The organism is Bradyrhizobium ganzhouense, from assembly GCF_049949285.1.
Classification (GTDB): domain Bacteria; phylum Pseudomonadota; class Alphaproteobacteria; order Rhizobiales; family Xanthobacteraceae; genus Bradyrhizobium; species Bradyrhizobium ganzhouense.
Window position 1 is genome coordinate 5586429 of the sequence record NZ_CP181318.1, and the last position, 20051, is coordinate 5606479.

Consider the following 20051-nt stretch of genomic DNA (forward strand, 5'->3'; position numbering starts at 1 on the left):
CCGCTCCGATGGAATCGGAACGGGGCTCTAGATTCTTGTTTTGACGCGTTTTCTTTACGCGAACCGGTACCCACTTCGCTCGAAAAAGCTCTAGCGCGACGGTGTTGCGTCCGGCTTCGCCTCGAGCAGCTTGGAGAGCGCAATCTCGTTCACGACCGGCGGCGATTGCTTGAGCAGTTCCGCGACATAGGCGCGACGATTGGCCTCGACGCGCTCGGCTCTCATGCGCTGAACCAGGGCGTCCTTGACCTCCGCAAGCGGCCGCGTGTGCGCCGCCTCCGTGTCCAGCAGCTTCAGGACGTGCCAGCCATCCTCGAGCCGGATCGGATCGGTGACTCCCGCTTTCGGCAATCCGGTGACCTGGCCACGGATCTCGGTCCGAAGATCCGGCTCGGTCACCCAGCCGATCTCGCCTTCCTTCTCGGCCGACGCCGTATCCTCGGACGAGCTGCGGGCGATCGCGCCAAAATCCGCGCCCGACTGCTTGAGCTTCCTGACGACGTCATCGAGCTTCTTGCGCGCCGTGTCTTCGGTGGCCTTGTCCGCGTCCTTTGCCACCGAGACCACGATCTGGGCGAGACGAAAGCGGCGCGGAACCAACAGAGCGCCGGCGTTTGCGTCGTAGACACCCTTGATCTCGGCCTCGCTCGGAAAGCTGTCGGGCGGCGCGGTCACGGATTGCAGATAGGTTTCGACGATCAGGCTTTCCCGCGCGCGCGCAAGCTGGGCGACGACGGCGGCCTGCTGCTCCCATTTCTTGGCCGACGCCTCCCTGAGCACGAGGCGATTGGCGAGGATCGCCCGCACGGTCTGGCTGAGCAGCGCCGGATCACGTGCCATTGCGGCCTGCTGGCGCGGATCGAGCAGCTGGATCGTCGCGCGCACCTCCTCCGCGGTCACATCGCTGTCGCCGACCCGGGCGATCACCTCGCCGCCTTTCACGGCAGTTGCATCCTCGGTAGCTGGCGGACGTGCCGGAGCGGCAGCCGCGGGTACAGGACGCGCCGGCTGCGGCGGAGTGCGGATCTGGGCCAAGGCCGCGGACGAGACGGCAGCCAGCAGCGTGCCGGCGAGCGTGACGGTCTTGAGTGTGTGGTGGGTCATGGCTTGGCCTTCTGATCAAGGATCTTGTCGCGGTAGTCCTGGGCCGCGTTCTGGTGCTCGACCCGCTTCAATCCAAACACCGGATCGTGGTCGAGAACCTTCTCGAACGGGTCCATCGCCTCGTATTTGGTCACGACCTCGTTGGCCGTCTTCGCGAGCTGAACATTCTTGGCTTCGCAAGCCTTGGTGCTCGCCTTGAATGCAGTCGCCTCGGCCTCGAACTTGGCGCGTTCGGCATCCTTGGCGCGCGCAACACCCGCAGCCTCACCGTAGGCGACCTTCCATTTCTCGAGTGAATCGTCGCGCTCGGTGAGGCGTTCGTTGAAATCCTTCACGGCCTGACGATAGGCCTGCTCCGCCTCCTTGACCTGGGCCCGATACGCCTCGTTCTGCTTGCGCAGCCGCTCACGTTCCTGCTCAGCCGCCGTAAGCTTGGCCTGCAGTGCAGCACGCTGATCCTCCGCCGCCCTCGCCTGCGCGGTGGCGGATCGCAACGCCTCGCGCAATCGGTCGCCCTCCTGGTCCGCGTGCGCGATCGAGGAGACCGTCAATGCCAATGCGACGACGGAAGAGACACGCAACAGCCGCATGATCAGAACCTCGCATTGAGATCGAGTTGCACGATATCGACCGCATAGGGCAGGCCCGTGATGCCGTTCGCGCTCATCCAGCGGACAGAGGCCCAGACGTTCTCGCCGAGGCCGACATTGCCGCCGATGAAATAGCCCTTGAGGTTGGTGCCGCCGAGACCGAAATCAGAGTCGACGAACGCGTCCACCATCGCGTCGGACTCGAGATATTTGTAGCCGACATGCGCGTTCCAGTCCCAGAGATGCTTGATCTCCTTGTTACCGACGGTGAGACGCGTGAGCCAGCCCTGGTTACCACCACCGTAGGGCCCAGCCACCCCGCTCGGAGTGCCGGCAAAATTGTTCACCGCAACGGCAGCCACGGCCGCGCGATCGAACGCCGTGTTCCAGATGTACTCCGCGTCGAGAGTGATCTGAATAGGATTGAATTGGGTAAAGGCGAGCTGGGCGCTGGCGACAACCGGACGGAAGTCGCTGGCAAGGCCGTAATACTGGAAGTCAACCGTCTGCTGCGGGGTCGCCACATCCGGAATATTGCGCAGCCTCATATAGGTATTGCCCTTTTGGGCAAAGGTCGGACGAAGCAAATCCGTATTGCAGGTATCGCTCGCCAGGTAGACAAGACATGTGCTCGACAGGCGCCCCCTGATGTTCGTGAAGTCGTAGTAGGCGACCGCCATCGTCAGATTCGTTTCGGCATCGAACCTCGCGGCGAATCCCGTCTGGGCGCCCAATAACCACTTGTCGCGACTTGGTAGCTTGACCGGCACGACGTTCTTGTTGAGATCCAGCTCCGCGATGTTAAGGCCGGCGTTCAAATCCGTATTGAACGTGGGAAACGCGCCGCCGACGAAGAACGGAGTGAAACCCTCGTTCACCTCTTGCTTTGCCTGTACGGCAAAGCCGTCGAAGCCGAGGTCCTTGTACCACACCAGATCAGTGGGCGACCAAAACGGATTGTCGAACCGGCCAACCGAGGCTGAGACATCCTGCACCGGCTGGTACTTGATGAACGCGCGATCGAGCCAGAGCGCGTATTTGGAGAAATCGCCCCCATTGCCGCCGAACGTCTGATTGGTCGAAACCGGCGAGCTGCTGTCGCCCGTTGCGATTCTCAAACCCGCGGTAAAGCCATCGAACAGATCGACGTCGGCACCGAGCCTGGCTCGGAAACGAAACCGATTGCGATCCTGCGTGACGTTATAGCTCGGCGGAAGGTAGAAGTTCGGAACTGCAAAAAAATCCTCCTGGAACGGAGACCCCGTGTTGATGGCGTTGTAGTTCTGAAGCGGCCCGTTTCCGGCAGGGAAATGATCGCCCTCATAACGCGCCCGGATGTCGCCATAGAACCGGATCCGCTGCGCCCATTCCGGATATTTGCCGGGCGATGCCCAGTTCTCCTTCTCTGCCTTCGCCATGACCTCAGCGCGAATTTCGTCGCGCAGTTGCTTCTTGACGATCTCGGGGACATAGGTGACGCGCTTGGTGCCGGGCGGCGAGACCGCGTCCGTTGCGGTCGCCGCCGCCTTTTCGGCACCTTCCGCTTTCGTCGTCGCATCGCGCGAGGCCTGGCGGGCAACATAGGCCTCGTCGTCCGCCTGCTTGATCAACGCCGCCGCCTGGTCCTCACTGAGCGTGCCCTGTTTCACCAGGAGGTTGATCAGGTTGACGGTCGCGTTCGACGACGGCGGCGCGTCGCGCGACACCGTCGGGCGCTTGCCCGGCTGCGTATCGTCCTGGGCCGAGGCAGGAACGGAAAGTGCAAGCAGGATAGCTGCGGTTCCCGCAAGCTGTCGCTTTGTCATCTCTGCACGCCACATGGCATCAACCCCTCTTCCAGTCTCTCTTACTCGTTCACACCGACGGCTCGCGCCGCCGTCTTCTCACCCCGGACTGCGCGCCGTGACCTGCATCACGATCGGCATCGGCATTTCCCTCGGCGGCGGCTCACGCAACGTCATGCCGCTGAGGACCTGGTCGCGGATCACCGCGTCCAGCTCGTTGTTGCCGGTCGAGGACACCAGCTGCACGCGGGTAATCCGGCCGGTCGGATCCGGCCATAACCGGACCCTGACCCGCATCACGGCGTGACGCGTCTTGTCGTTGGCACGCAGCGCCGCCTCGATCTGCGCCTGCACGATGCTGGCGTACCAACCCCATTTGCTGCTGCCGCCGCCACCACCGCCGCCTCCGCCACCGATCAGCCCGCCCTTGCCACCCTTCAGCGTTCCAGGACCAGCGGTGTTGGCTTCGATTGACGGCGGACTGTCCATCGGCGTATCGGGCGCATCCGGCGGCGCGTCCTTAGGGATGTCGACCGGCTTCTCCTCAATCATCTCCTGCTTGACCGGCGTCTGCTCGACCATCTTCTGCTCGGGCTGTTGCTCCGGCGGCGGCGGTGGAGGCGGAGGTGGCGGCGGCGGCACGATCATCGTCACCTGGAGTTCATTCACCTTGCGCGGCGGATTCTTGTCACCGCTCAAGAGAACCATAATGCCGCCGACCATGAGTGCGGCCACCAACAGACCGCCACCGCCCAGCAGCAGATAGCGCCGCCAGGCCGGTCCTTCGTTCTCCTCGCTGGTGTCGCGCTGATCCATCGGCGTCACATGCAACTCGGCTCACCGCGCCACCGGCTTGGTGGCCATGCCGACCTGGGTGAAGTTGAGGCGGCCGAGCATGTCGAGCACGTCGACGACGTTCTGATACTGGGTCTGGGCGTCGCCGCGCACGACGATCGGAAACTCCGGCGTCAGCGCGCGCTGCTGCACCAGGCGCTGCTCGAGCTCGGGCAACGTCACCGGAATGGTGTCGAGGAACAGCTTGCCGTCATTGGCGACCGTGATCGCCTTGGTGGTCTGCTGCGCGAGGCTCGGCGCTGCGCTCGCTTTCGGCAGGTTCACCTTCATGCCCTGCACCGTCGCCGTGGTCATGATGATGAAGATCACCAGGAGCACATAGGCAAGATCGAGCATCGGGGTGATGTTGATGTCGTCGTACGGCTTGCTGTCAGATTGGACTTGCATGGGTTCACTCCGCCGCCTGCTTCACCGGCTCTTCCGGAAGCTCGTAGGATTCCGCGATCCGCGTGATGAACTCGTCGACGAAGACCTGCATCTCGCTGGAGACGTCCTTGATGCGGATCGTCAGGTAGTTGTAGGCAAACAGCGACGGGATCGCGACGCCGAGGCCGGCGACGGTGGCGACCAGCGCCGCCGCGATGCCCGGTGCGATCGCGTTGACGTTGACGTCACCGGAGGCCGCGATCGCCGCAAAGGTGATCATGACGCCGACGACCGTGCCCAACAGGCCGAGGAACGGGCCGCCGGAGATCGCGATGGTGAGCATCACCATCAGCCGGTTGAGGCGCTGGTTCTCCCGCACGAAGCCGCTGTCGAGCACGGCGCGGATAGACTGGATCGCCTGCGGCGACAGCCGGCGATAGCCGCCACCCGCGAAGCGCCGCCGGATTTCCTGCGCACCTGCGGCGAACAGACGATAGAGCGGCGCGGCGTGCACGGCCTTGCGCTGCTTCTTGCCCATCTCGCCGCCGAAGCTTGGATCGTTCTCCTCGCTGTCGAGCTGGAGCAGCCCGCCGATATCGGTCGAGGTCTGGCGGAAATGCCCAAGGAAAAGCTCGTTGCCGCGTGAAACCCGGTTCAGATACGAGATGCGATCGACCATGACGTACCAGCTGATGAACGCCATGATCGCGAGCAGGCCGATGACGACCCAGCCATCGAGCGTCACCGAGCGCAGGATCACGCCGAAATAGCCACCGCTGAACCAGCCCGAGGTCTCCTCGTCGACGCTGAACGAGATCAGCTTGGCTTGATCAGGCCCCTGCCCGATTGCACCCAGCTTGATGAAGCCGGCCGGACGCGCGACCTTCGCGATCTGAAATTCGTCGACGTCGCCGGCAAATCCTACAGCCGAGCCTACCGGTGCGACCGCTGCCGCCGGCGTCTGGGCTGCGTCTCCTGCGGCCGGAGCCGCCGCCGCGTCGGCCGCCGGAGCGCTCGCTGCCGGAGCTGCCGCAGCAGCGCCGAGCTGCGCCACGCCTGTCATGGTCGGCAGGCTTGCGGCCAGTGTCGCGGCCTGGCTGCCATCGACATAGAGCGCGATCTGGCCGCCCTTGGCCGTGAATGCGATCTGATGCCAGCCGCCGGCTGCGATGGCCGCCCCGCCGGCGCTGCGCTGCGTATTACCGCCGTTCGCGACTTCGACGAACGCGACACCATTGTCCAGCCCGACGGTGAGACCGTTCGCACCTTCGGTGCGCGCGAACAGCACAGCCCCCGGCTGAGGCGCGGTCATCTTGACCCAGAGCGACCAGGTCAGCTCGCCGCCTTCGGCGAGCACGAGCGATGGCGAGCCGGGAAGCGCGATCGCGGTCTGTCCGTCGAGGCGCGCGCCCTGCCCGATGATGGCGCCGTCGGCCGCCGGCACTGCGTTCTGCGCCGAGTTGGCCCAGGCCGTGATGTCCTGCGCCGGCGTTCCGCGGTCGTTGAAGTGATAGACCAGCAACGTGTCGGGATCGTAGGTCCCCTTGGCATCGACCGCAGCCGGCGCCTTCTGATTTCCGTAGTAGAGCCAGATGTCGTTCTTGGTGCCGGGCTTCAGGTCGGGAACGCTCACCCACACCAGCGCCTCGCCGAGCAATGAGTCGTATTTCTCGACGTGATGCTTTAGCGGCGTCTTGTCATCCGCAGCGACGAAGCGGAGATCGCCGCCGTCCTCCTTGGCCGCGCCGAAGCGGAAATTGCCGACATGCAGCCGCACCAGGATCGGCGCCGTGCCGATGGCGTCGCTGATGCCGGCGCCCGACTGGCCAGTGTCGATCGTGATCTTCTTGCGCAGCGTCCACTGGTCGTTCCACCACGCGGACGCAGGCTTCGGCCACAGCACGGCTGCGAGAACGAGAAGCAGCATCAGCGGCGCGCTCAGGCCGTATCGGCGGCGTGATCCAAAGCGAAGGAGCGACATCTAGAATTCTCCCCAGACCCGAAAGCTGAACCGTGGATGGTTGGCGACGGTGACCTGCTGGCTGGTCAGCGGCATGCCGACGAAAATGATGCTGTTGAGATAGCGAAGCGATTTCATCCGCATGCCGACGCCATAGCTGGCGAGGTCGAAGTGCGACTGCTGATCCGGCAACGGCTCAAAGATCCTGGCGTTGCCGCCGTCGACGAACGCAAAGAAGCGCCATTCGTCGAACGCGTTGTACTTGATGGACTCGCCGAGCGGATTGGGCAGCTTCTGCTGCATGTACTGCGCAAGGTTGGGCGTGCGCAGCTCCAGCGTCCCGGCGACGCCGTAATCGCCGAGCACCTCGGATTCGAGATAGCCGCGCACCGTGTCCTGTCCGCCGAGGCTGAGCTGCTCGCTCGACACCAGCGGCTGATCGGCCGCCTGGCCCTGGAGTTTTGCGTAGAGCTGGAAGCCGCCGGCGAAATCCTGGGTGTGCGAGATGTCGGCATGCAGCGTGATGAAGCTCGCCGTGGCATCGAAACGCTTGGCGTCGAACTCGTCGCGGCTGGAGCCGACACCGCGCAGGCCGGTGGTGACGGTGGCGTTGAGCTGCGTGAGATGCCCCTCACCCTGCCAGGTCGCACCATAGCTGGCAACCAGCGGAACATAGGTCACCGGCGAGTCGAAGGCGTCGGTGCCCAGCTTCAGCGACTGCTTGAAATCCTTGTAGTCGACGCCGAGCGACAATGTCTGGAACAGGTCGCCCTTTGACGGCAGCGTCAGTACCGCGCGTCCGCCGATCACCTGGCCGGGGCCCACCACGTTGGCGCCGCCGACGGTTGCGACCGAACTGTCCGAGACCAGGCCGTAGACGAGAATGCTGAGCCAATCGATCTCCGTGCGCGCCAGATACGAACCGGAGACGACCATCGCGTCCTTCGGATTCATCGGCGCGAACTGGTAGGTCCAGGTCATGGAATGACCGAGTTGCCAGAGGTCGTCATAGTGCATCGAGACGCTGGTCCGCAGCGGCGTCGTGCTTGGGCTCTGCTTGTTGTTGAGCTCGACGCTGCCGTGCAGCGGAAGGGTATCTTCGACGTTGAGATCGACATCGACCGTGCCGGGCGCCACGCCCGCGCGCAGCGCCGGCGTGATGCGCCGGTCCGCCCAGCGATTGAGCGCGACGATGTCCTTCGTCACGTCCTGGAAGTTGGGCAGCGTCCCCTCCTTCAGCGAGGGAGCGTTGTCCTTGATGTTCTTGAGGTCGAAGTAGCGCGAGCCCTTGACGCGCAGACGCCCGACCCGGCTCTCGGTGACCTTGAGCACGATGAATCCGCGCTGGGCATCCTGCTGCGGGACGCCCACGCTCACGGTCTGAAGACCCTTGTCGTGATAGGCCTTCTCCACTGCGGCGCGCGCCTTCTCGACGTCCTGTGCGCTCTTGTTCGGACCGAGGAAGGGATAGACCGCCGCCTCGACCTCGATCTGCGGCAGGTTGTCCGCGCCCTCGACGCGAAACTCGTCGATGTCGAAATGAGCCTCCGGAGCCGCCGGCTTGGCAGGCTCCGCAGCATTCTTCGCCGGAGCGCCCTCCGCGGACTTCGCCGCCGCAGGCTTGGCGGCGCCGGCCTCGGGCTTCGCTGCCGCCGGCCTCGCACAGACGGCGCAGATCAACAGACCGCAGAGAACGAGCTGCGAAGCGCATGCGGTGGCCGACCGGCCTCTCAGCACATCGCGCAACCGAAGACGCGCATGGCGACGCGCGCTCCTCTCATACAGACCACGCGAATTCACCACAGCCTCGATATCATTCTCGCATTGCGGCCAGTCTGTGCCGACCGCAGTGATGTTCGGACAGCCCGAACCAACCGGGATGCACCAATGTGCCGGGCCTTATCCGATAGACGTCGCGCTCGCGGCGCCTGCGAAAAGATTCCCGCGCTGCTCGACGCGTCGCGATCATCGATGTGGTGATTCCACGCAACATAACACGACTATCGCTAGACATCTGTTATTGACTAACAGTTCGTCACATTATCGTTGTGCGCCCTCTCTACCGTCCCGCAAAATTCGGGGTTTAATAAGTGGGGCGTAACATGACTATCGACATCATCTCCAACCTGCGCAGCCTGCTGCTCGCCGAATATGCCGACTTCGACCGGCGACTGACGCGCCGCCTCGGCTCGCCGGACCTCGCCTCCGAGGCCCTCAACGAGACCTACCTCCGTCTCGCCGGCATGCGGGAGATCGGGACCGTGCGCAGCCCCAAGGCTTATTTGTTTCGGATCGCCCTCAATATCGCCACCGACCGCCGCCGCGCCGAGAAGCGCCGCCTCACCTCCGACGAAGTCGATGCCGTGCTCGAGATTCCGGACGATCGGCCGGACGCTGCGCGCGTGATCGAGGATCGTTCTGACGTCGAGCAGCTCAAGCGCGCGATCGCCGAGCTTCCGGAGCGCCGGCGCCGCGTCCTGATGCTCTCGCGCATCGAGGGCCTGCCCAACCGCGAGATAGCCGCGCTCCTCGGCGTCACGGTCCGGACTGTCGAGACCGATCTCAAACAGGCGGTCGAGCACTGCGCCGAGCGCCTCAAAAGACCCGTGCGCGGCAAATTCGGTTTTCAGCGCGCCGCATCGTCTCACCTACAGAGATATGTCGATCGGGGCCATCCGCTCATGACCGGCATGGGCGGGAAAGCGCTGGGTCGTGACGAAACGAAACCATCAGGTCGATCAGTTAGATCCGTTAATCCGTGAGGCGTTGTCGTGGATCATGCGCCTCAAATCGGGTGAGGCGACGATTGCGGACGCCGAACAACTGATGGACTGGCGCGGCAGAAGCTCCGCCCATGAGCATGCGTTCCGAGATGCCGTAAAATGCTGGCGCGCCATCGGCCAGGCGCTTTCGACCAGCCGCCCCGCGCCCGCGGTACGGCGCCGGCGTCCGACAGGCAGCAAGAAGCGGGCATGATGCGGCGGGCCTGATAAGGCCGCCGCCCCGTCGCAGCACATATCAACGCGGCAGATATCGGATCAGCGCAAATCGGACGGCGATTTTCGCTCGGCCAGGCCGCGCAGGCGCGTGTTGAGTTCGGCGAAGTTGATCGTGCTGCCGGCGGTCCGGATGCGGCCGCGGGTTGCGCCGCCACCGCTGCTGCTGCCGCCGCCGCCGGACGACCTTCCGAACGTCGGCTGCGGAACGGAGCCGGTGACGGCAACGCCGTTGGCTGCCAAATGTGCGCGGACGCGCGTGCAATATTCGACCGACAAATAAGAGAAGCGGGTCTCGCCGTGGCCGGCGCGATATTTCATCGTCGCGGTGCAAAGATCGCCGCCCGCGCGGCGCCAGGCGCCGGCGAGATACTGCACGCCATAGTGGACATTGATCTCGGGGGTGGCGAGCTCCGACGGCGTGCCGGCGAAACCCATCATCCGCGCCGTCGGCAACATCACTTGCATCAATCCGACCTCGCCATCCATGCCGACTACGGCTGGATTGTATCTGCTCTCGACCGCCATCACGGCATCGACCAGCGCCGGCGGCAGGCCGAAGGAAAGCGATTCACGCTCGATCAGCTGACGGTACTCGGCACGGCCAGCGCGCCAGTCGCCGGCGCGCCAGTCGCGGCCGAACACTGCGCTGCTCCGGAACGCGGTGTTGGCGAGCAACGGATTTGCCGGCGGGAAATCGGTGGCCGCAAGCGGCCGCGGCGCGAACCGTTCGAGCGCCAGCGGCTCGGGCGCGATGTCCTCCACATCGGTCGACGGAGTGGCCGCGCCGCTGATCTCGCCCTCACGGCTAACCTCATCGTCCTGCGCCCTCGCCTCTCCGTTCAGGACGGCGAGTAGGCACAGCACGATCGATGGCCATAACAACCAGCGTGCGGGCCTGACGGCCCCGGTCTGCGAAGGGAAGTTCGACATCAGCGATGCGGCAGCACGTTGGCGATGGGCGGTGGACGATAGGGAGTGATGGAGCGGCCGTAGTTGGGCCCCAATTGCTGGCGGACGGACGCCTCGTTGCCAAGGCCGACCCGCACGTCCGACGCGCGCGCGTCGATCGGAGGCAGGTTGAGCGATGGATTGACCTTGTCCACCTCGCGGCGAAGCTTCTCGTTCAGACAGCCGAACGCACTGTCGCCTCCGATCTGCACGTCGACGCAACGTTGAACCGAGGCACCACTCGCCCCACCACCGATGATCGTACCCTCTCGCGGCCCGACCGGCGGATTAGCCGGCGTACCAAGCGGGCCGGGAGCCTGTGCCATCACCGGAACCGCCATGACCGCGACGAGACAGGCCGCGAGGCATCCGCGACGAGCAGATCCAACTCTCGATAGCGCATCGCCCATGCCGCCACGCCTCCCCTAACCAGCGCGCCTTATCCCGGGAACCCGCGCGATGATATCATTTCCGAACACCAAATCCGGTATGAGACTCTCATGCTAACATAACTCCCCAGGACTGACGCGTCCCGATTTGAGAAAGGCGCGCCTGCTATCCTGCCGGAACCAGCCGCCCTCGCCTTCTCAGAGCCTGCTTCGAACCACCTTGAGGTCGTTGACGAGGGTCACCCCGTCGTCGGCCGTCACGACGGCCGTGTTGATGAAGTTCAGGACCTTGGTAATGTCGACCTGTGGCGCATTAGCCGCATAGAGCACGTCGAACGGCCGCATCTGCATCTTCGTGGCGACGAAATAGCCCGCCGGGTCCTGGAAATTGACGTTGAAGATAACGGGAACGGTGTCGCCCTCGTATTTCGAACAATCGACACCGAGCTGCTTTGCGACGTCGCGCGGCTCGCGGCGATAGAGAAACACCGAGGCCGGATCGGCTTGCAGGTCAAGCAATCCCCCGGCCTTCGCAACGGCTTGCGTGAGGTTGATGCGCCATGCGTCGAAGTTGAACTCGCCCTGCTGGCCGGTTGCACCGAATGCGATGAACTTCATCGGCTCGCGGTAGAGATAGAGCCGATCCCCCGGCTGCACGAATACATTGCTCGCCGGGAAGTAGACCAGATTTCCGAATGGCAGGGTGGCGCGCTTGCCGGCGCGCTCAAGAACCACCCAGGTCTCCCAGCCGGCGCCGCTGATGCCGCCGGCGCGCGTGATCGCGTCGGTGATCCTGTCCTGCGCGCCGGCAGCCGGCATCGGGAAGCGCACCGGCGTTCTGACTTCGCCGAACACACTGACGAGCGACGAGCGCTGCTGGCTGGATGTGACGACGACCTGCGGATCGATCGCACGCTTCTTGATTTGCGCCAGGATGTCATCCTGGATCTGAACGTTGGTGCGGCCCGCGGCGCGGATCCTGCCGGCATAGGGCACCGTGATGTTTCCGTCGTTGTCGACGGCCTGGTCAGGCAGGCTCACGAAGTTGCCCGGCCGCACTCCGGCTTCGATCGGGACATACAAGCCGCCCGCCGAGGCCTCGAAGATCGTGACGCTGACGATGTCACCGATGCCGAAGCGGATGCTGGACGGTGGACGGCTATCGGCCAACGCGCCCGGCATTCCGTTGGGCTCGAACTTTTCGAGCTGGCGGACGATGTCGGGTGTGAGCTTGACGAGGGCAAACGGCAGGACGGTCGTATTCTCGGCCTTGACGTCGACGCTCGCCGGCCCCGACATCGAGATGAACCCGCAGCCACCGAGCAAAAAGGAGCAGGCCAGAGAGCATGCGATCGCCAGATAGTTTCTCAATCGCATGATCGTTTCGCACTCAGCTCACATACCGCTCGCAAAGCCTGCACAGCGCGGCGTGCGCCTGCACATTCTCCGCGACCAACCGCGGATCAGCATGTGGTTCCTGCTCCATAGACGCCGCTGCTGCGGCGACTACGAAAACAAGGCGCGCGATGTTGCTCGGAGAATGGGTCGGATGACGTTCAGGACGTCGCCGTGAAACGGAGATTGGCGGAAGCAGGGCGAAGCGACGGCGCTATCCGCACCCGCCGATTGCAAGCGTCAGATCGTTCCGATCAGCTTAGCGGCCAGCCATTCCGATCATGGCGGCGGCTCATGCGCAAGGCGAGATGCGCGTCGCCTGGCGGCAACGCGCCGCGATCTTCACGTCGATGACAGCAGCTTGCGCAGGCGAACTACTTCAAGTTGCGTTTCCTCGACCATTCGTATCAGGAGTGCATTCTCGCGCTTGAGGTCTTCGATGCGGCGAAGCCGGCTCGTTTCGTCTTGCTTCAAGCCGAGATTGTATACGTTCTCGTTTGAATCGTGCGGCGCGGACTTGAGACAAGCCAGATCGAACGCATTTGTCGCGCGCATTTCAACCCCCAAAACAAAAAAAACACACGCTCGCCTTCGAGCGTTCACAAGAACAGCAGCCCACTGCCAAGCGACGCCTGTTTGCCATTCTTGTAAGAATGTTTCTTATCGTTGCTGTGACCGATATTAAAAACAATTTCAGATTTGCGAAGAAAAGCGATCGTTATGTTGGACGAAAAGCGGTCATTGCGTGGCAACGGCGCCAATTCGATTGATTTGTCGCGGACTTCGAACGCAAGGAGATAGCGACCGCTCGACATCCTTCGTTCGCGGTATGGCTGTCATGTTCCCGATCGCCCGTGACGGCCGCAGCGCCATCGTGATCGGCGCAATTATCGTTTGCAGATCACGAGAGGATGCGCGGTGAGCCCATCGATGCGAATTGGCCCACCCGATTAGCGCGGCCTCTGCTGTGCGAACGGGTTCACGAAATTCGCCGGCTGGACCGGCTGCGGTCCGCGCTGCACGTTCGCATTGGTCAGCGTTGGAAGCACGCCGGGCGCCTTCGCACTGGCGGCGAGCGCGGCCGGCGGCGGCGGTGGCGGCGCCGGAGCGAGCGCCGCGGGTGGTCCCGGCTTCATGTCGGGAGATGGCATCTCGAGAACGGTATTGTCCAGCCCCTTCGCCAGTTCAACCTGACGGGGCCGCACATCGCGCAATGTCCATCCCTGATGGTTCTCGCCCCGCTTCAGCCGCAGCACCGCCTTGCTGGTAGAGTCGATGAACAATCCGATCCTTTCACCCGATCCGGCAACGGTGCCTAGCAACGAGAGCTGCGGCTTCTCCGGCTCCGGTGGCGGCGGTGGCGCAGCAACCACCGCCGGAGCGGGCCGCGCCAGCAGCTCCGGGCGCGGCGCAGGCCGCCGCGAAGGCGCGAACAACGGCTGATCGCGGGTCGCTGACAAACGCACCATGGGAATTGACCAGAGCGGGTTGCCGCTCGTGATGCGCTCGACCGGCGGCGCGGTCGTAGCCGCAACCGGTGGCACCGTGGCCGGCGTCACGACGGGCGGCGCGGCCGCAACCGGCGCCGGATCCGCTTGCCTCGGTGCAAACAAATCACCGCCGCCGGGATCGATCGTCTGCGCATCCACAGTCAGCGGCGTGTTCGCGGCAAGCGCCTCGGCATTGCCGATCAGCAACGAACCAATCAGCAGTGCAAGAGCGCGCATTCCCACGCATTTCCCCGGATCGACATGAGGGTGAGCAATAACGTTCGGATCTCTCGGAAATGTGACGAAATGATATTAATGCTATCGTGGCGCTTCGATCAAGTGTGACATGATCGCAACGCCGTGCAGGTCGCGCGCTCTACTTCTGACTTTGCCGCTGCCCGGACACGCCAAGCACGACGCGCAGCTTGCCACCCTGCGTCGATGCCGAAGGCGCCTGGATGACCAACTCGTCGACGAACAGAAACGGCATGCCGGCCTCGAGGTCGTACAGAAGCGGCTGCAGTTGGACAGGATCAATCTCGAAGCTTGATGTCGCCGTGATGAAACCCGCCTTGGATTTCGGTCCGAGCAAATCGACCTGCGACGACAGCGTATTGCCGTTCACCCGCTTGGTCGCGGCCGCGACGCGCTGGAGCAGCGCGGCGCCGGCGAGCGAGGCGTTGCCCCCCTCGAGGAAAGGTGAGCCAGGCGGGACGGTGACGTTGGCCCGCGCGGCAGGCGCACGCTCCGGGCCCCGCGCCTCGAGGCGGTCGAGGATCTCGGAGGCCGCCCCCACCGCGCCGCGCCGTTCCAATATATCGAGCGTCGTGCCGACCGTCGCAAACAGAAATAGCGCGATCAGCGCGACATAGGCGGCGGCTGCCGCGATCGGAAACCGTTTGAGAAGAGCCTCGACCCTCTGCATGCTGATCATGTGCCGGACCCAAAATATGGCTTGAGCTTGGTTTCGATGTGAAAACGTTCGCCGGGCTCGCTGGCGGCGTGTGTCGTCGGCGCGAAAAAGCCCGCACTGGAAAAGTGCGGCGACTGCTCGAGGATCGAAATCAGCGACGGCGCATCGCGGGTGACACCGACGATCTGCAGTTTGTCGCCCTCGATCCGGACTTCGGTCGCATAGGTGTCCTGGGGCAGCAACGCCGACAGCGCATCGATGATGATCACGCTGGCGGCGGTGCTCTGCTTGCGGCGGATCAATAGCTCGAGCGGGCTGCCGCCCGAGCCGGGCTGATTGCCCCGCATGATCGCGCGCCGCTCCGAAATCCGCTGCTGGATCTGCTGCTGCTGCGCATCGTAAGAATCGGCGACAAACCCGCCGAAACCGAGCGACAGCATCGCGAGCAGGCCGGTCGACGCGAGCGCCGCGACCAGCCCGGTGCGCAGCCTGCGATTTTCCGCCTGCTTGCTGCCGCGCTGATCCAGCACGACGATCCGTCCATGATCGGGCGTCACCGTCGAGATCTCGACACCGGCGGCGCCGAGATCGGAAAACGCCTGTGCCAACGAGGCCGCAGCCGCGCGCCCTGTCGTAACCACGGTGGTTTCGATGCGATCACCGCCAATGTCATGTGGCGGGGTCCAGTGAAACAGCGCATCGCTCGCAGACCAGGGCGTGATGCGATCGATCTGCGCCCGAATGATCCCGTCAAGGAACTCGGCGGCACGACCAGGCAGCTCGATAGGGCGAAAGACAAAGCGGGACGGATGGAGCAGCAATTCGACCATGCCGCCGCGAACCGCCGCCGTCCATTGCGGAGAAAGCTCGTTGGCGATCGCTCCATCGGCCACATCCACGCGACAGGGAACGAGATCGCCGTCCGCGGTTTTCGTTGTAGGCGCTAGGCGCATCGCGAAGACGCCGGTCTCATCCTCGGCGACCTCGATCCGGCGAACCGGCTTCACGTGTGCAAGCCGGGTGCTCACGACGCCGGTGACGGTGTCGATCCACAAGGACAGCGCGGCCGTCATATCACTCACTATGCTCATCTCTGCGCCGCTCCTGTCGATGAATCGACCTCGTCCCGCCAGGTGAACACCCGATAGGCAGTCTTCACCCCGGTTACGGGAAGCATGATGACGCCTTCCGACCGGCTGTCCCTTCCGTCGGCAAGGACGACACGCATGCGGATGCGGTAGGCATCGCTGCCGGCGACCGTCGCACCCGGCGTTCTGCCGCCGAGGATGCCGAGGACGAACTCCGGATCGTTTGACGGCAGCGAGTCTCGCTGGTTCAGGAATGCATCGAGCTTCACCGATGTCATGTCGGGCAGCGCGGCCATGACCTGGGGCGCCGCTTCCAACACGTTGATCCCGGCGATGCCGCTGTACAGCGTCAGGAAGGGCCGCGCCCGCTCCGCCAGCGCCGCCGGCATGCCGACCACGAGCGACAGCTCGTCGACGCTGTTGAAGGGCGCGCGGCGCGGCAGATAGTTCAGGCCCGCGGATATATAAAGAGAGCTCTCGTCATCCTGCGCATTCGATCGCGGCGTGCTCCGCCATGCCACCACCCTGTCGGCGAGCTGGCTCGCAGTATCGGACTCGACGCCGAGGGCCGTGAACAGGCCGGCGATCATGGATCGTGGCGCCATGTTGAGATTGATGCGCGCGGCCTCCGACTGGTACTCGACCGCCACCCGCGCATTCGACAGCCTGAATGCAAGACTGCCATGGCTCGGGCGCGCGCCTGGTGCTGCGCCGGACAGCTGGTAGACCGCCATCTCGATGCCGGCCGTCTCGACCATCTGAAGCTGCGTCGTCGCATCGAAGGCCGAGAGCGCGATGGCCGATTGGGTCATGTACACCGAGCCCACCAGGGTAAGTGCGGCCAGCGCGGCAAGCATCCACAGCGCTGCAACCACGATGAATCCGCGCTCGCCTGCGCGCGAACCGCCTGCCTTCGGAAAGGTCATAATCACCTAACCCCCGGTCCCGTTGTTGTTGCGTGCCTGGATGTCTGGCGGCGGCGCGTCGTTGGCCTGCTCGGATTGCGGCGGCCCCGTGTCGGCACGGACCCGCGTCGCGGTCGACAGCACAACCTTGCCTTCGGCGTCGTGGAGATCGAAGCGGACCACGGCAGGCAGGCTCGCCCAGTTGGGCCAATTGCCGGTCCACCCGCCGCGCGGGCCGGCAAAGGCAAACGTGATACGAAGCGGGCCGCGCAGCAGCACGACCGGATCCGCAAACGGGATCGGATCGACCGCGGGGTCCCCGGTTGGAAGCAGAACGAAGGGCGCGCGGCTCCGCACCAGCGCCCGCCCGGCGCGATCAGTCACTTCCGCAATCCGCACGATCTCCAGCCCCGCACGATTGTTGGGACCGAGCGCCGAGCGCACGAAGATGACCGACGATTGATCGCCGCGGAACAGCGCAGCGGTGCTCGCCCGGTTAGGCATGACGAACTCGGCCGCGGATAAGTCGGCCGCCAGGCGATCAAGCGCGATCGTGACCTGCTCGTTGCGTTGGACCTGGACCAACCCTCGGCTCCAGGGGGGCAACCACTCTCCGGTCACGCTCGCCAGCGCGCCGAGGACCAATCCCATCAGCGCAATGGCGACGAGGGCCTCGAACATGGTGAAGCCGGCAGTCGATCTCCACACCCCGTGCCGGAGCCGCCTCATTGGCGTTCCTCGCGGTATTGCAGGCGCACGGTCTCGAGCGAGACGATCGCACCGGTCGGCGATTGCACACGCAGCTCGATGCGGCGCGGGATGAACGGCGAATCCGCCACCGCCGTCTCGTCATCCACGAACGGCGAGATCCGCATCTGCCAGCGATAGCCGGCCTCCCTGCCCGCAAGCTCGGTCGGAAGCGGTTGACCGCCCTGCGGCAGGCGGGATGCGATCAGCCGCGCCGTCTGCATCAATGCGGTATGCTGCTCGAGCTGCTGCGCGCCTCGCACGTTCCTGGCGACGAGTGAACCGATCGCGGCGAGCACGATCGACACCAGCGCCAGTGCGACCACCGCCTCGATCATCGTGAATCCGGCTTCACTGTGACGCCTGGACGATATCCTGCGCGACAATGTCTACCCCTCCCGTCAACCAGTTCACCCGCACATCGAACCCGCTGCCGAACCGCGTCAGCCGTATCGCTCCGCCGCAGGACATCCCGCTCGGCAGAAACGTGATGGTCGACGGCACGTCCCGCCCATTGCAACGCTGCGGCAGGAGCGCATCGAACTCGACGTCGTCGGGCACCCTGACGAAGCGCGCGCTCGAACCGGCCCTGATGGATCGTCCAGGTGCGTCGACAACGGCGCCGACCGCGAGCCGTCGCCCCAGCGCCGCGTTGCGATCAGCCTTGAGCAAGGTGGCGATCTGGATCGCATAGGCTTCGAGCTTCGGCCGCGACGTCGATATCGGCATACGTGGCAGCGAAATGGCAACGAGCAGCGCCATGATCGCGAGCACGCAGACCATCTCCAGCAGCGTGAAGCCCGCCTCGCCGCTACTTCGCGGCCGAGGTGATATCGCCCGCCGTTCCGGTCCCGCCTTCCTGGCCATCCGAACCGAGCGAACGGATTTCGTAAGGATCCTTCTCCCCGGGCTGCTTGTAGACATAAGGATTGCCCCATGGATCGTTGGGAACGCTGCCGCCCTTTACATAGGGCCCATTCCAGGACGTCACGCCGCTGACCGGACGTGCGAGCGCTGCCAATCCTTCCGAGCTCGTCGGAAAGCGGCCGGCGTCGAGGTAAAACAGGTCGAGCGCGCTGCCAAAACTCTGGATCTGGATTTTTGCCGCCTTCACGCGGGACTCGCTGAGATAGTTCAGCACGCGCGGGCCGACCAGCGCCATGATCATGCCGATGATGGTGATCACGACCAGCATCTCGACCAGCGTAAAACCCTCCTCACCGCGACGGCGCCGACGCCGCCGCGGCGGAGCGAACAGGCTCCTCCTCGAAAAGCGGATCATGCGTGCTCTCCCTTGTTCATCCGACAACTTGCGTGACCGACAGCAGCGCTGTCATGACCGAAACGATCAATCCGCCGACGACGACGCTGATGAGGATGATCGCCGCAGGGCCAATGATGGCCACGACGCGATCGAGCTGGCGTTGCAGCTTCTCCTCGTAAAATTCCGCGACCCGGCCCGACAGCGTCGGCAGTTGGCCGGTCTCCTCGCCGAGCCGCAACATGCGCACCGCGACCGGCGGCAAAACGGCCGAGGCAGTCAGCGCTTCGGCAAGCCTGCCGCCATGGCGCACGCGGTCGGCCATCGCCGCCCAGGCCGGCGCATCGCCGGTGGCCGTCATGATGTCGATCAGGATGCGCAGTGTAGCCGTGAGCGTCACGCCGCTGCCGAGCAGGATGCCGAGATTGCGCGAGAACAGCGCGGCGCGATGGAATTCCACCACCGTCGAGATCACGGGAAGCCGCGCCAGCTGCGTCACGACGCTCGCACGCACCGCGGGCCTGCGCCAGGCGAGCCAGCCGCCGATGACGACGATGCCGACCACGGCGCCGACCTCCAGGCCGTGGCCGCGCAGCACGTCAGACAGTGCAAGGAAAACCTCGATGACCGGGTCCGTCTTCGCGTTGAAGTCGCGCAGCACCGCGGAGAATTGCGGCAGCACGAACGTGACGAAGAAGATCAGCACGCCCCCGGCCGCGAGCAGCACGAACGCCGGATATTGCAGCGCCCCGGTCACCTTGCGACGCAAGGCCTCGGCGCGCGTGCGCTCGATCCCGATCGTCTCCAGGATGTGATCGAGCCCGCCGGACATCTCCCCGACCCGGACAAGGGCGACATACATCGCCGGAAACAGCGCCGGCTCGCGCCCGAGCGCCTCGGCAAAGCTCTCGCCGGACATGATCGCATTCTTGATGTCGTTGATGACCGGACGCAGCCGGCCGACATCCATGTCGTTGGCGAGCAACTCAAGCGCATCGTTGAGGCGCGCGCCCGCTTTCAACAACAAGGCAAGATCGCGTGTGAAGATGGTGACGTCGGCCGGCCCCGGCTTTGACAGCGACAGCGAGGCCAGCGAAAGCGACCAGCCCTTGGCCTCCTCCTCGGGACCCGCATCGATTGCGACCAGCCCCAGATATTCGATACGCTGGGCGACTTCAGCCAGATCAGCCGCGGTGATCGAGCCGGAAACGACTTCGCCTTTCTGTGTCAGCGCGCGATAGCGGAAGTTCGGCATCT

Annotated in this window: 22 protein-coding genes; 2 read left to right on the top strand and 20 right to left on the bottom strand. The window is 64.5% G+C overall.

Annotated features, from left to right (window positions below; all coding sequences use genetic code 11):
* Positions 1–90: 90 nt before the first annotated feature.
* The 7 genes from ACLFLU_RS25625 to ACLFLU_RS25655 form a co-directional block, all read right to left on the bottom strand.
* On the bottom strand, positions 91–1104 hold the full coding sequence (locus ACLFLU_RS25625) for a peptidylprolyl isomerase (protein ID WP_426407594.1): 1014 nt from the start codon (positions 1102–1104) through the stop codon (positions 91–93).
* Positions 1101–1694, bottom strand: coding sequence for a hypothetical protein (locus ACLFLU_RS25630; RefSeq protein WP_426407595.1), 594 nt, complete (start codon positions 1692–1694; stop codon positions 1101–1103). The genes ACLFLU_RS25625 and ACLFLU_RS25630 overlap by 4 nt, the downstream gene beginning before the upstream one ends.
* Before the next feature lie 2 nt (positions 1695–1696).
* A complete protein-coding gene (locus ACLFLU_RS25635) occupies positions 1697–3499 on the bottom strand; it encodes a putative porin (protein ID WP_426407596.1) in 1803 nt (600 codons plus the stop codon).
* 78 nt (positions 3500–3577) lie between these two features.
* Positions 3578–4294, bottom strand: a complete 717-nt coding sequence (locus tag ACLFLU_RS25640) for an energy transducer TonB family protein (protein ID WP_426414076.1) — start codon at positions 4292–4294, stop codon at positions 3578–3580.
* Positions 4295–4315: 21 nt separating this feature from the next.
* Positions 4316–4720, bottom strand: coding sequence for an ExbD/TolR family protein (locus ACLFLU_RS25645; protein WP_148777061.1), 405 nt, complete (start codon positions 4718–4720; stop codon positions 4316–4318).
* A gap of 4 nt (positions 4721–4724) precedes the next feature.
* Positions 4725–6680, bottom strand: a complete 1956-nt coding sequence (locus tag ACLFLU_RS25650) for a DUF2341 domain-containing protein (RefSeq protein WP_426407597.1) — start codon at positions 6678–6680, stop codon at positions 4725–4727.
* Positions 6681–8339: a ShlB/FhaC/HecB family hemolysin secretion/activation protein gene (locus ACLFLU_RS25655; RefSeq protein ID WP_426407598.1), complete on the bottom strand. Its 1659-nt coding sequence runs from the start codon at positions 8337–8339 to the stop codon at positions 6681–6683.
* A gap of 422 nt (positions 8340–8761) precedes the next feature.
* Between ACLFLU_RS25655 and ACLFLU_RS25660 the strand changes: the two genes are divergently transcribed.
* Together ACLFLU_RS25660 and ACLFLU_RS25665 are read left to right on the top strand one after the other, a co-directional pair.
* A complete protein-coding gene (locus ACLFLU_RS25660) occupies positions 8762–9421 on the top strand; it encodes an RNA polymerase sigma factor (protein ID WP_426407599.1) in 660 nt (219 codons plus the stop codon).
* Positions 9422–9437: 16 nt separating this feature from the next.
* Complete coding sequence (locus ACLFLU_RS25665) at positions 9438–9635, top strand: FecR/PupR family sigma factor regulator (RefSeq protein ID WP_426414077.1); 198 nt, start codon at positions 9438–9440, stop codon at positions 9633–9635.
* Between the two features lie 62 nt (positions 9636–9697).
* Here the strand turns inward: ACLFLU_RS25665 and ACLFLU_RS25670 are convergent, their stop codons facing one another.
* The 13 genes from ACLFLU_RS25670 to ACLFLU_RS25730 form a co-directional block, all read right to left on the bottom strand.
* Positions 9698–10588 carry a lytic transglycosylase domain-containing protein gene (locus ACLFLU_RS25670; protein WP_426407600.1) on the bottom strand — a complete coding sequence of 297 codons (891 nt, stop codon included), beginning with the start codon at positions 10586–10588 and terminating at the stop codon, positions 9698–9700.
* On the bottom strand, positions 10588–10932 hold the full coding sequence (locus tag ACLFLU_RS25675) for a hypothetical protein (RefSeq protein WP_426407601.1): 345 nt from the start codon (positions 10930–10932) through the stop codon (positions 10588–10590). Before ACLFLU_RS25675 ends, ACLFLU_RS25670 begins: the two co-directional genes overlap by 1 nt.
* Before the next feature lie 261 nt (positions 10933–11193).
* Positions 11194–12372: a polysaccharide biosynthesis/export family protein gene (locus tag ACLFLU_RS25680; protein WP_426407602.1), complete on the bottom strand. Its 1179-nt coding sequence runs from the start codon at positions 12370–12372 to the stop codon at positions 11194–11196.
* Positions 12373–12989: 617 nt separating this feature from the next.
* Positions 12990–13205: a hypothetical protein gene (locus ACLFLU_RS25685; protein ID WP_426407603.1), complete on the bottom strand. Its 216-nt coding sequence runs from the start codon at positions 13203–13205 to the stop codon at positions 12990–12992.
* Positions 13206–13340: 135 nt separating this feature from the next.
* Positions 13341–14117, bottom strand: a complete 777-nt coding sequence (locus ACLFLU_RS25690) for a hypothetical protein (RefSeq protein WP_426407604.1) — start codon at positions 14115–14117, stop codon at positions 13341–13343.
* 139 nt (positions 14118–14256) lie between these two features.
* On the bottom strand, positions 14257–14814 hold the full coding sequence (gene gspM / locus ACLFLU_RS25695) for a type II secretion system protein GspM (RefSeq protein ID WP_426407605.1): 558 nt from the start codon (positions 14812–14814) through the stop codon (positions 14257–14259).
* Positions 14811–15884 (bottom strand): PilN domain-containing protein, encoded by a 1074-nt coding sequence (locus tag ACLFLU_RS25700; protein ID WP_426407606.1) that lies wholly within the window; start codon positions 15882–15884, stop codon positions 14811–14813. Before ACLFLU_RS25700 ends, gspM begins: the two co-directional genes overlap by 4 nt.
* A complete protein-coding gene (locus tag ACLFLU_RS25705; RefSeq protein ID WP_426407607.1) occupies positions 15881–16807 on the bottom strand; it encodes a general secretion pathway protein GspK in 927 nt (308 codons plus the stop codon). Before ACLFLU_RS25705 ends, ACLFLU_RS25700 begins: the two co-directional genes overlap by 4 nt.
* A 6-nt stretch (positions 16808–16813) precedes the next feature.
* Positions 16814–17515 (bottom strand): PulJ/GspJ family protein, encoded by a 702-nt coding sequence (locus ACLFLU_RS25710; protein WP_426407608.1) that lies wholly within the window; start codon positions 17513–17515, stop codon positions 16814–16816.
* Positions 17512–17871 carry a hypothetical protein gene (locus ACLFLU_RS25715; protein WP_426407609.1) on the bottom strand — a complete coding sequence of 120 codons (360 nt, stop codon included), beginning with the start codon at positions 17869–17871 and terminating at the stop codon, positions 17512–17514. Before ACLFLU_RS25715 ends, ACLFLU_RS25710 begins: the two co-directional genes overlap by 4 nt.
* A 13-nt stretch (positions 17872–17884) precedes the next feature.
* Entirely contained in the window at positions 17885–18316 is a 432-nt protein-coding gene (locus ACLFLU_RS25720; protein ID WP_426414078.1) for a pilus assembly FimT family protein, read from the bottom strand.
* 28 nt (positions 18317–18344) lie between these two features.
* Entirely contained in the window at positions 18345–18815 is a 471-nt protein-coding gene (gene gspG, locus ACLFLU_RS25725) for a type II secretion system major pseudopilin GspG (protein ID WP_426407610.1), read from the bottom strand.
* Between the two features lie 16 nt (positions 18816–18831).
* Positions 18832–20049, bottom strand: coding sequence for a type II secretion system F family protein (locus tag ACLFLU_RS25730; RefSeq protein WP_426407611.1), 1218 nt, complete (start codon positions 20047–20049; stop codon positions 18832–18834).
* Between the last annotated feature and the right edge of the window lie 2 nt (positions 20050–20051).

Coding starts and splice junctions, on each gene's coding strand:
- ACLFLU_RS25720 (WP_426414078.1), bottom strand. CDS start 18,316: ATGGTCTGCGTGCTCGCGATCATGGCGCTGCTCGTTGCCATTTCGCTG.
- ACLFLU_RS25650 (WP_426407597.1), bottom strand. CDS start 6,680: ATGTCGCTCCTTCGCTTTGGATCACGCCGCCGATACGGCCTGAGCGCG.
- ACLFLU_RS25705 (WP_426407607.1), bottom strand. CDS start 16,807: ATGACCTTTCCGAAGGCAGGCGGTTCGCGCGCAGGCGAGCGCGGATTC.
- ACLFLU_RS25665 (WP_426414077.1), top strand. CDS start 9,438: ATGCGCCTCAAATCGGGTGAGGCGACGATTGCGGACGCCGAACAACTG.
- gspM (WP_426407605.1), bottom strand. CDS start 14,814: ATGATCAGCATGCAGAGGGTCGAGGCTCTTCTCAAACGGTTTCCGATC.
- ACLFLU_RS25630 (WP_426407595.1), bottom strand. CDS start 1,694: ATGCGGCTGTTGCGTGTCTCTTCCGTCGTCGCATTGGCATTGACGGTC.
- ACLFLU_RS25690 (WP_426407604.1), bottom strand. CDS start 14,117: ATGCGCGCTCTTGCACTGCTGATTGGTTCGTTGCTGATCGGCAATGCC.
- ACLFLU_RS25645 (WP_148777061.1), bottom strand. CDS start 4,720: ATGCAAGTCCAATCTGACAGCAAGCCGTACGACGACATCAACATCACC.
- ACLFLU_RS25685 (WP_426407603.1), bottom strand. CDS start 13,205: ATGTCGAGCGGTCGCTATCTCCTTGCGTTCGAAGTCCGCGACAAATCA.
- ACLFLU_RS25730 (WP_426407611.1), bottom strand. CDS start 20,049: ATGCCGAACTTCCGCTATCGCGCGCTGACACAGAAAGGCGAAGTCGTT.
- ACLFLU_RS25710 (WP_426407608.1), bottom strand. CDS start 17,515: ATGAGGCGGCTCCGGCACGGGGTGTGGAGATCGACTGCCGGCTTCACC.
- ACLFLU_RS25715 (WP_426407609.1), bottom strand. CDS start 17,871: ATGATCGAGGCGGTGGTCGCACTGGCGCTGGTGTCGATCGTGCTCGCC.
- ACLFLU_RS25700 (WP_426407606.1), bottom strand. CDS start 15,884: ATGAGCATAGTGAGTGATATGACGGCCGCGCTGTCCTTGTGGATCGAC.
- ACLFLU_RS25680 (WP_426407602.1), bottom strand. CDS start 12,372: ATGCGATTGAGAAACTATCTGGCGATCGCATGCTCTCTGGCCTGCTCC.
- ACLFLU_RS25675 (WP_426407601.1), bottom strand. CDS start 10,932: ATGGCACAGGCTCCCGGCCCGCTTGGTACGCCGGCTAATCCGCCGGTC.
- ACLFLU_RS25625 (WP_426407594.1), bottom strand. CDS start 1,104: ATGACCCACCACACACTCAAGACCGTCACGCTCGCCGGCACGCTGCTG.
- ACLFLU_RS25670 (WP_426407600.1), bottom strand. CDS start 10,588: ATGTCGAACTTCCCTTCGCAGACCGGGGCCGTCAGGCCCGCACGCTGG.
- ACLFLU_RS25640 (WP_426414076.1), bottom strand. CDS start 4,294: ATGGATCAGCGCGACACCAGCGAGGAGAACGAAGGACCGGCCTGGCGG.
- gspG (WP_426407610.1), bottom strand. CDS start 18,815: ATGATCCGCTTTTCGAGGAGGAGCCTGTTCGCTCCGCCGCGGCGGCGT.
- ACLFLU_RS25635 (WP_426407596.1), bottom strand. CDS start 3,499: ATGACAAAGCGACAGCTTGCGGGAACCGCAGCTATCCTGCTTGCACTT.
- ACLFLU_RS25660 (WP_426407599.1), top strand. CDS start 8,762: ATGACTATCGACATCATCTCCAACCTGCGCAGCCTGCTGCTCGCCGAA.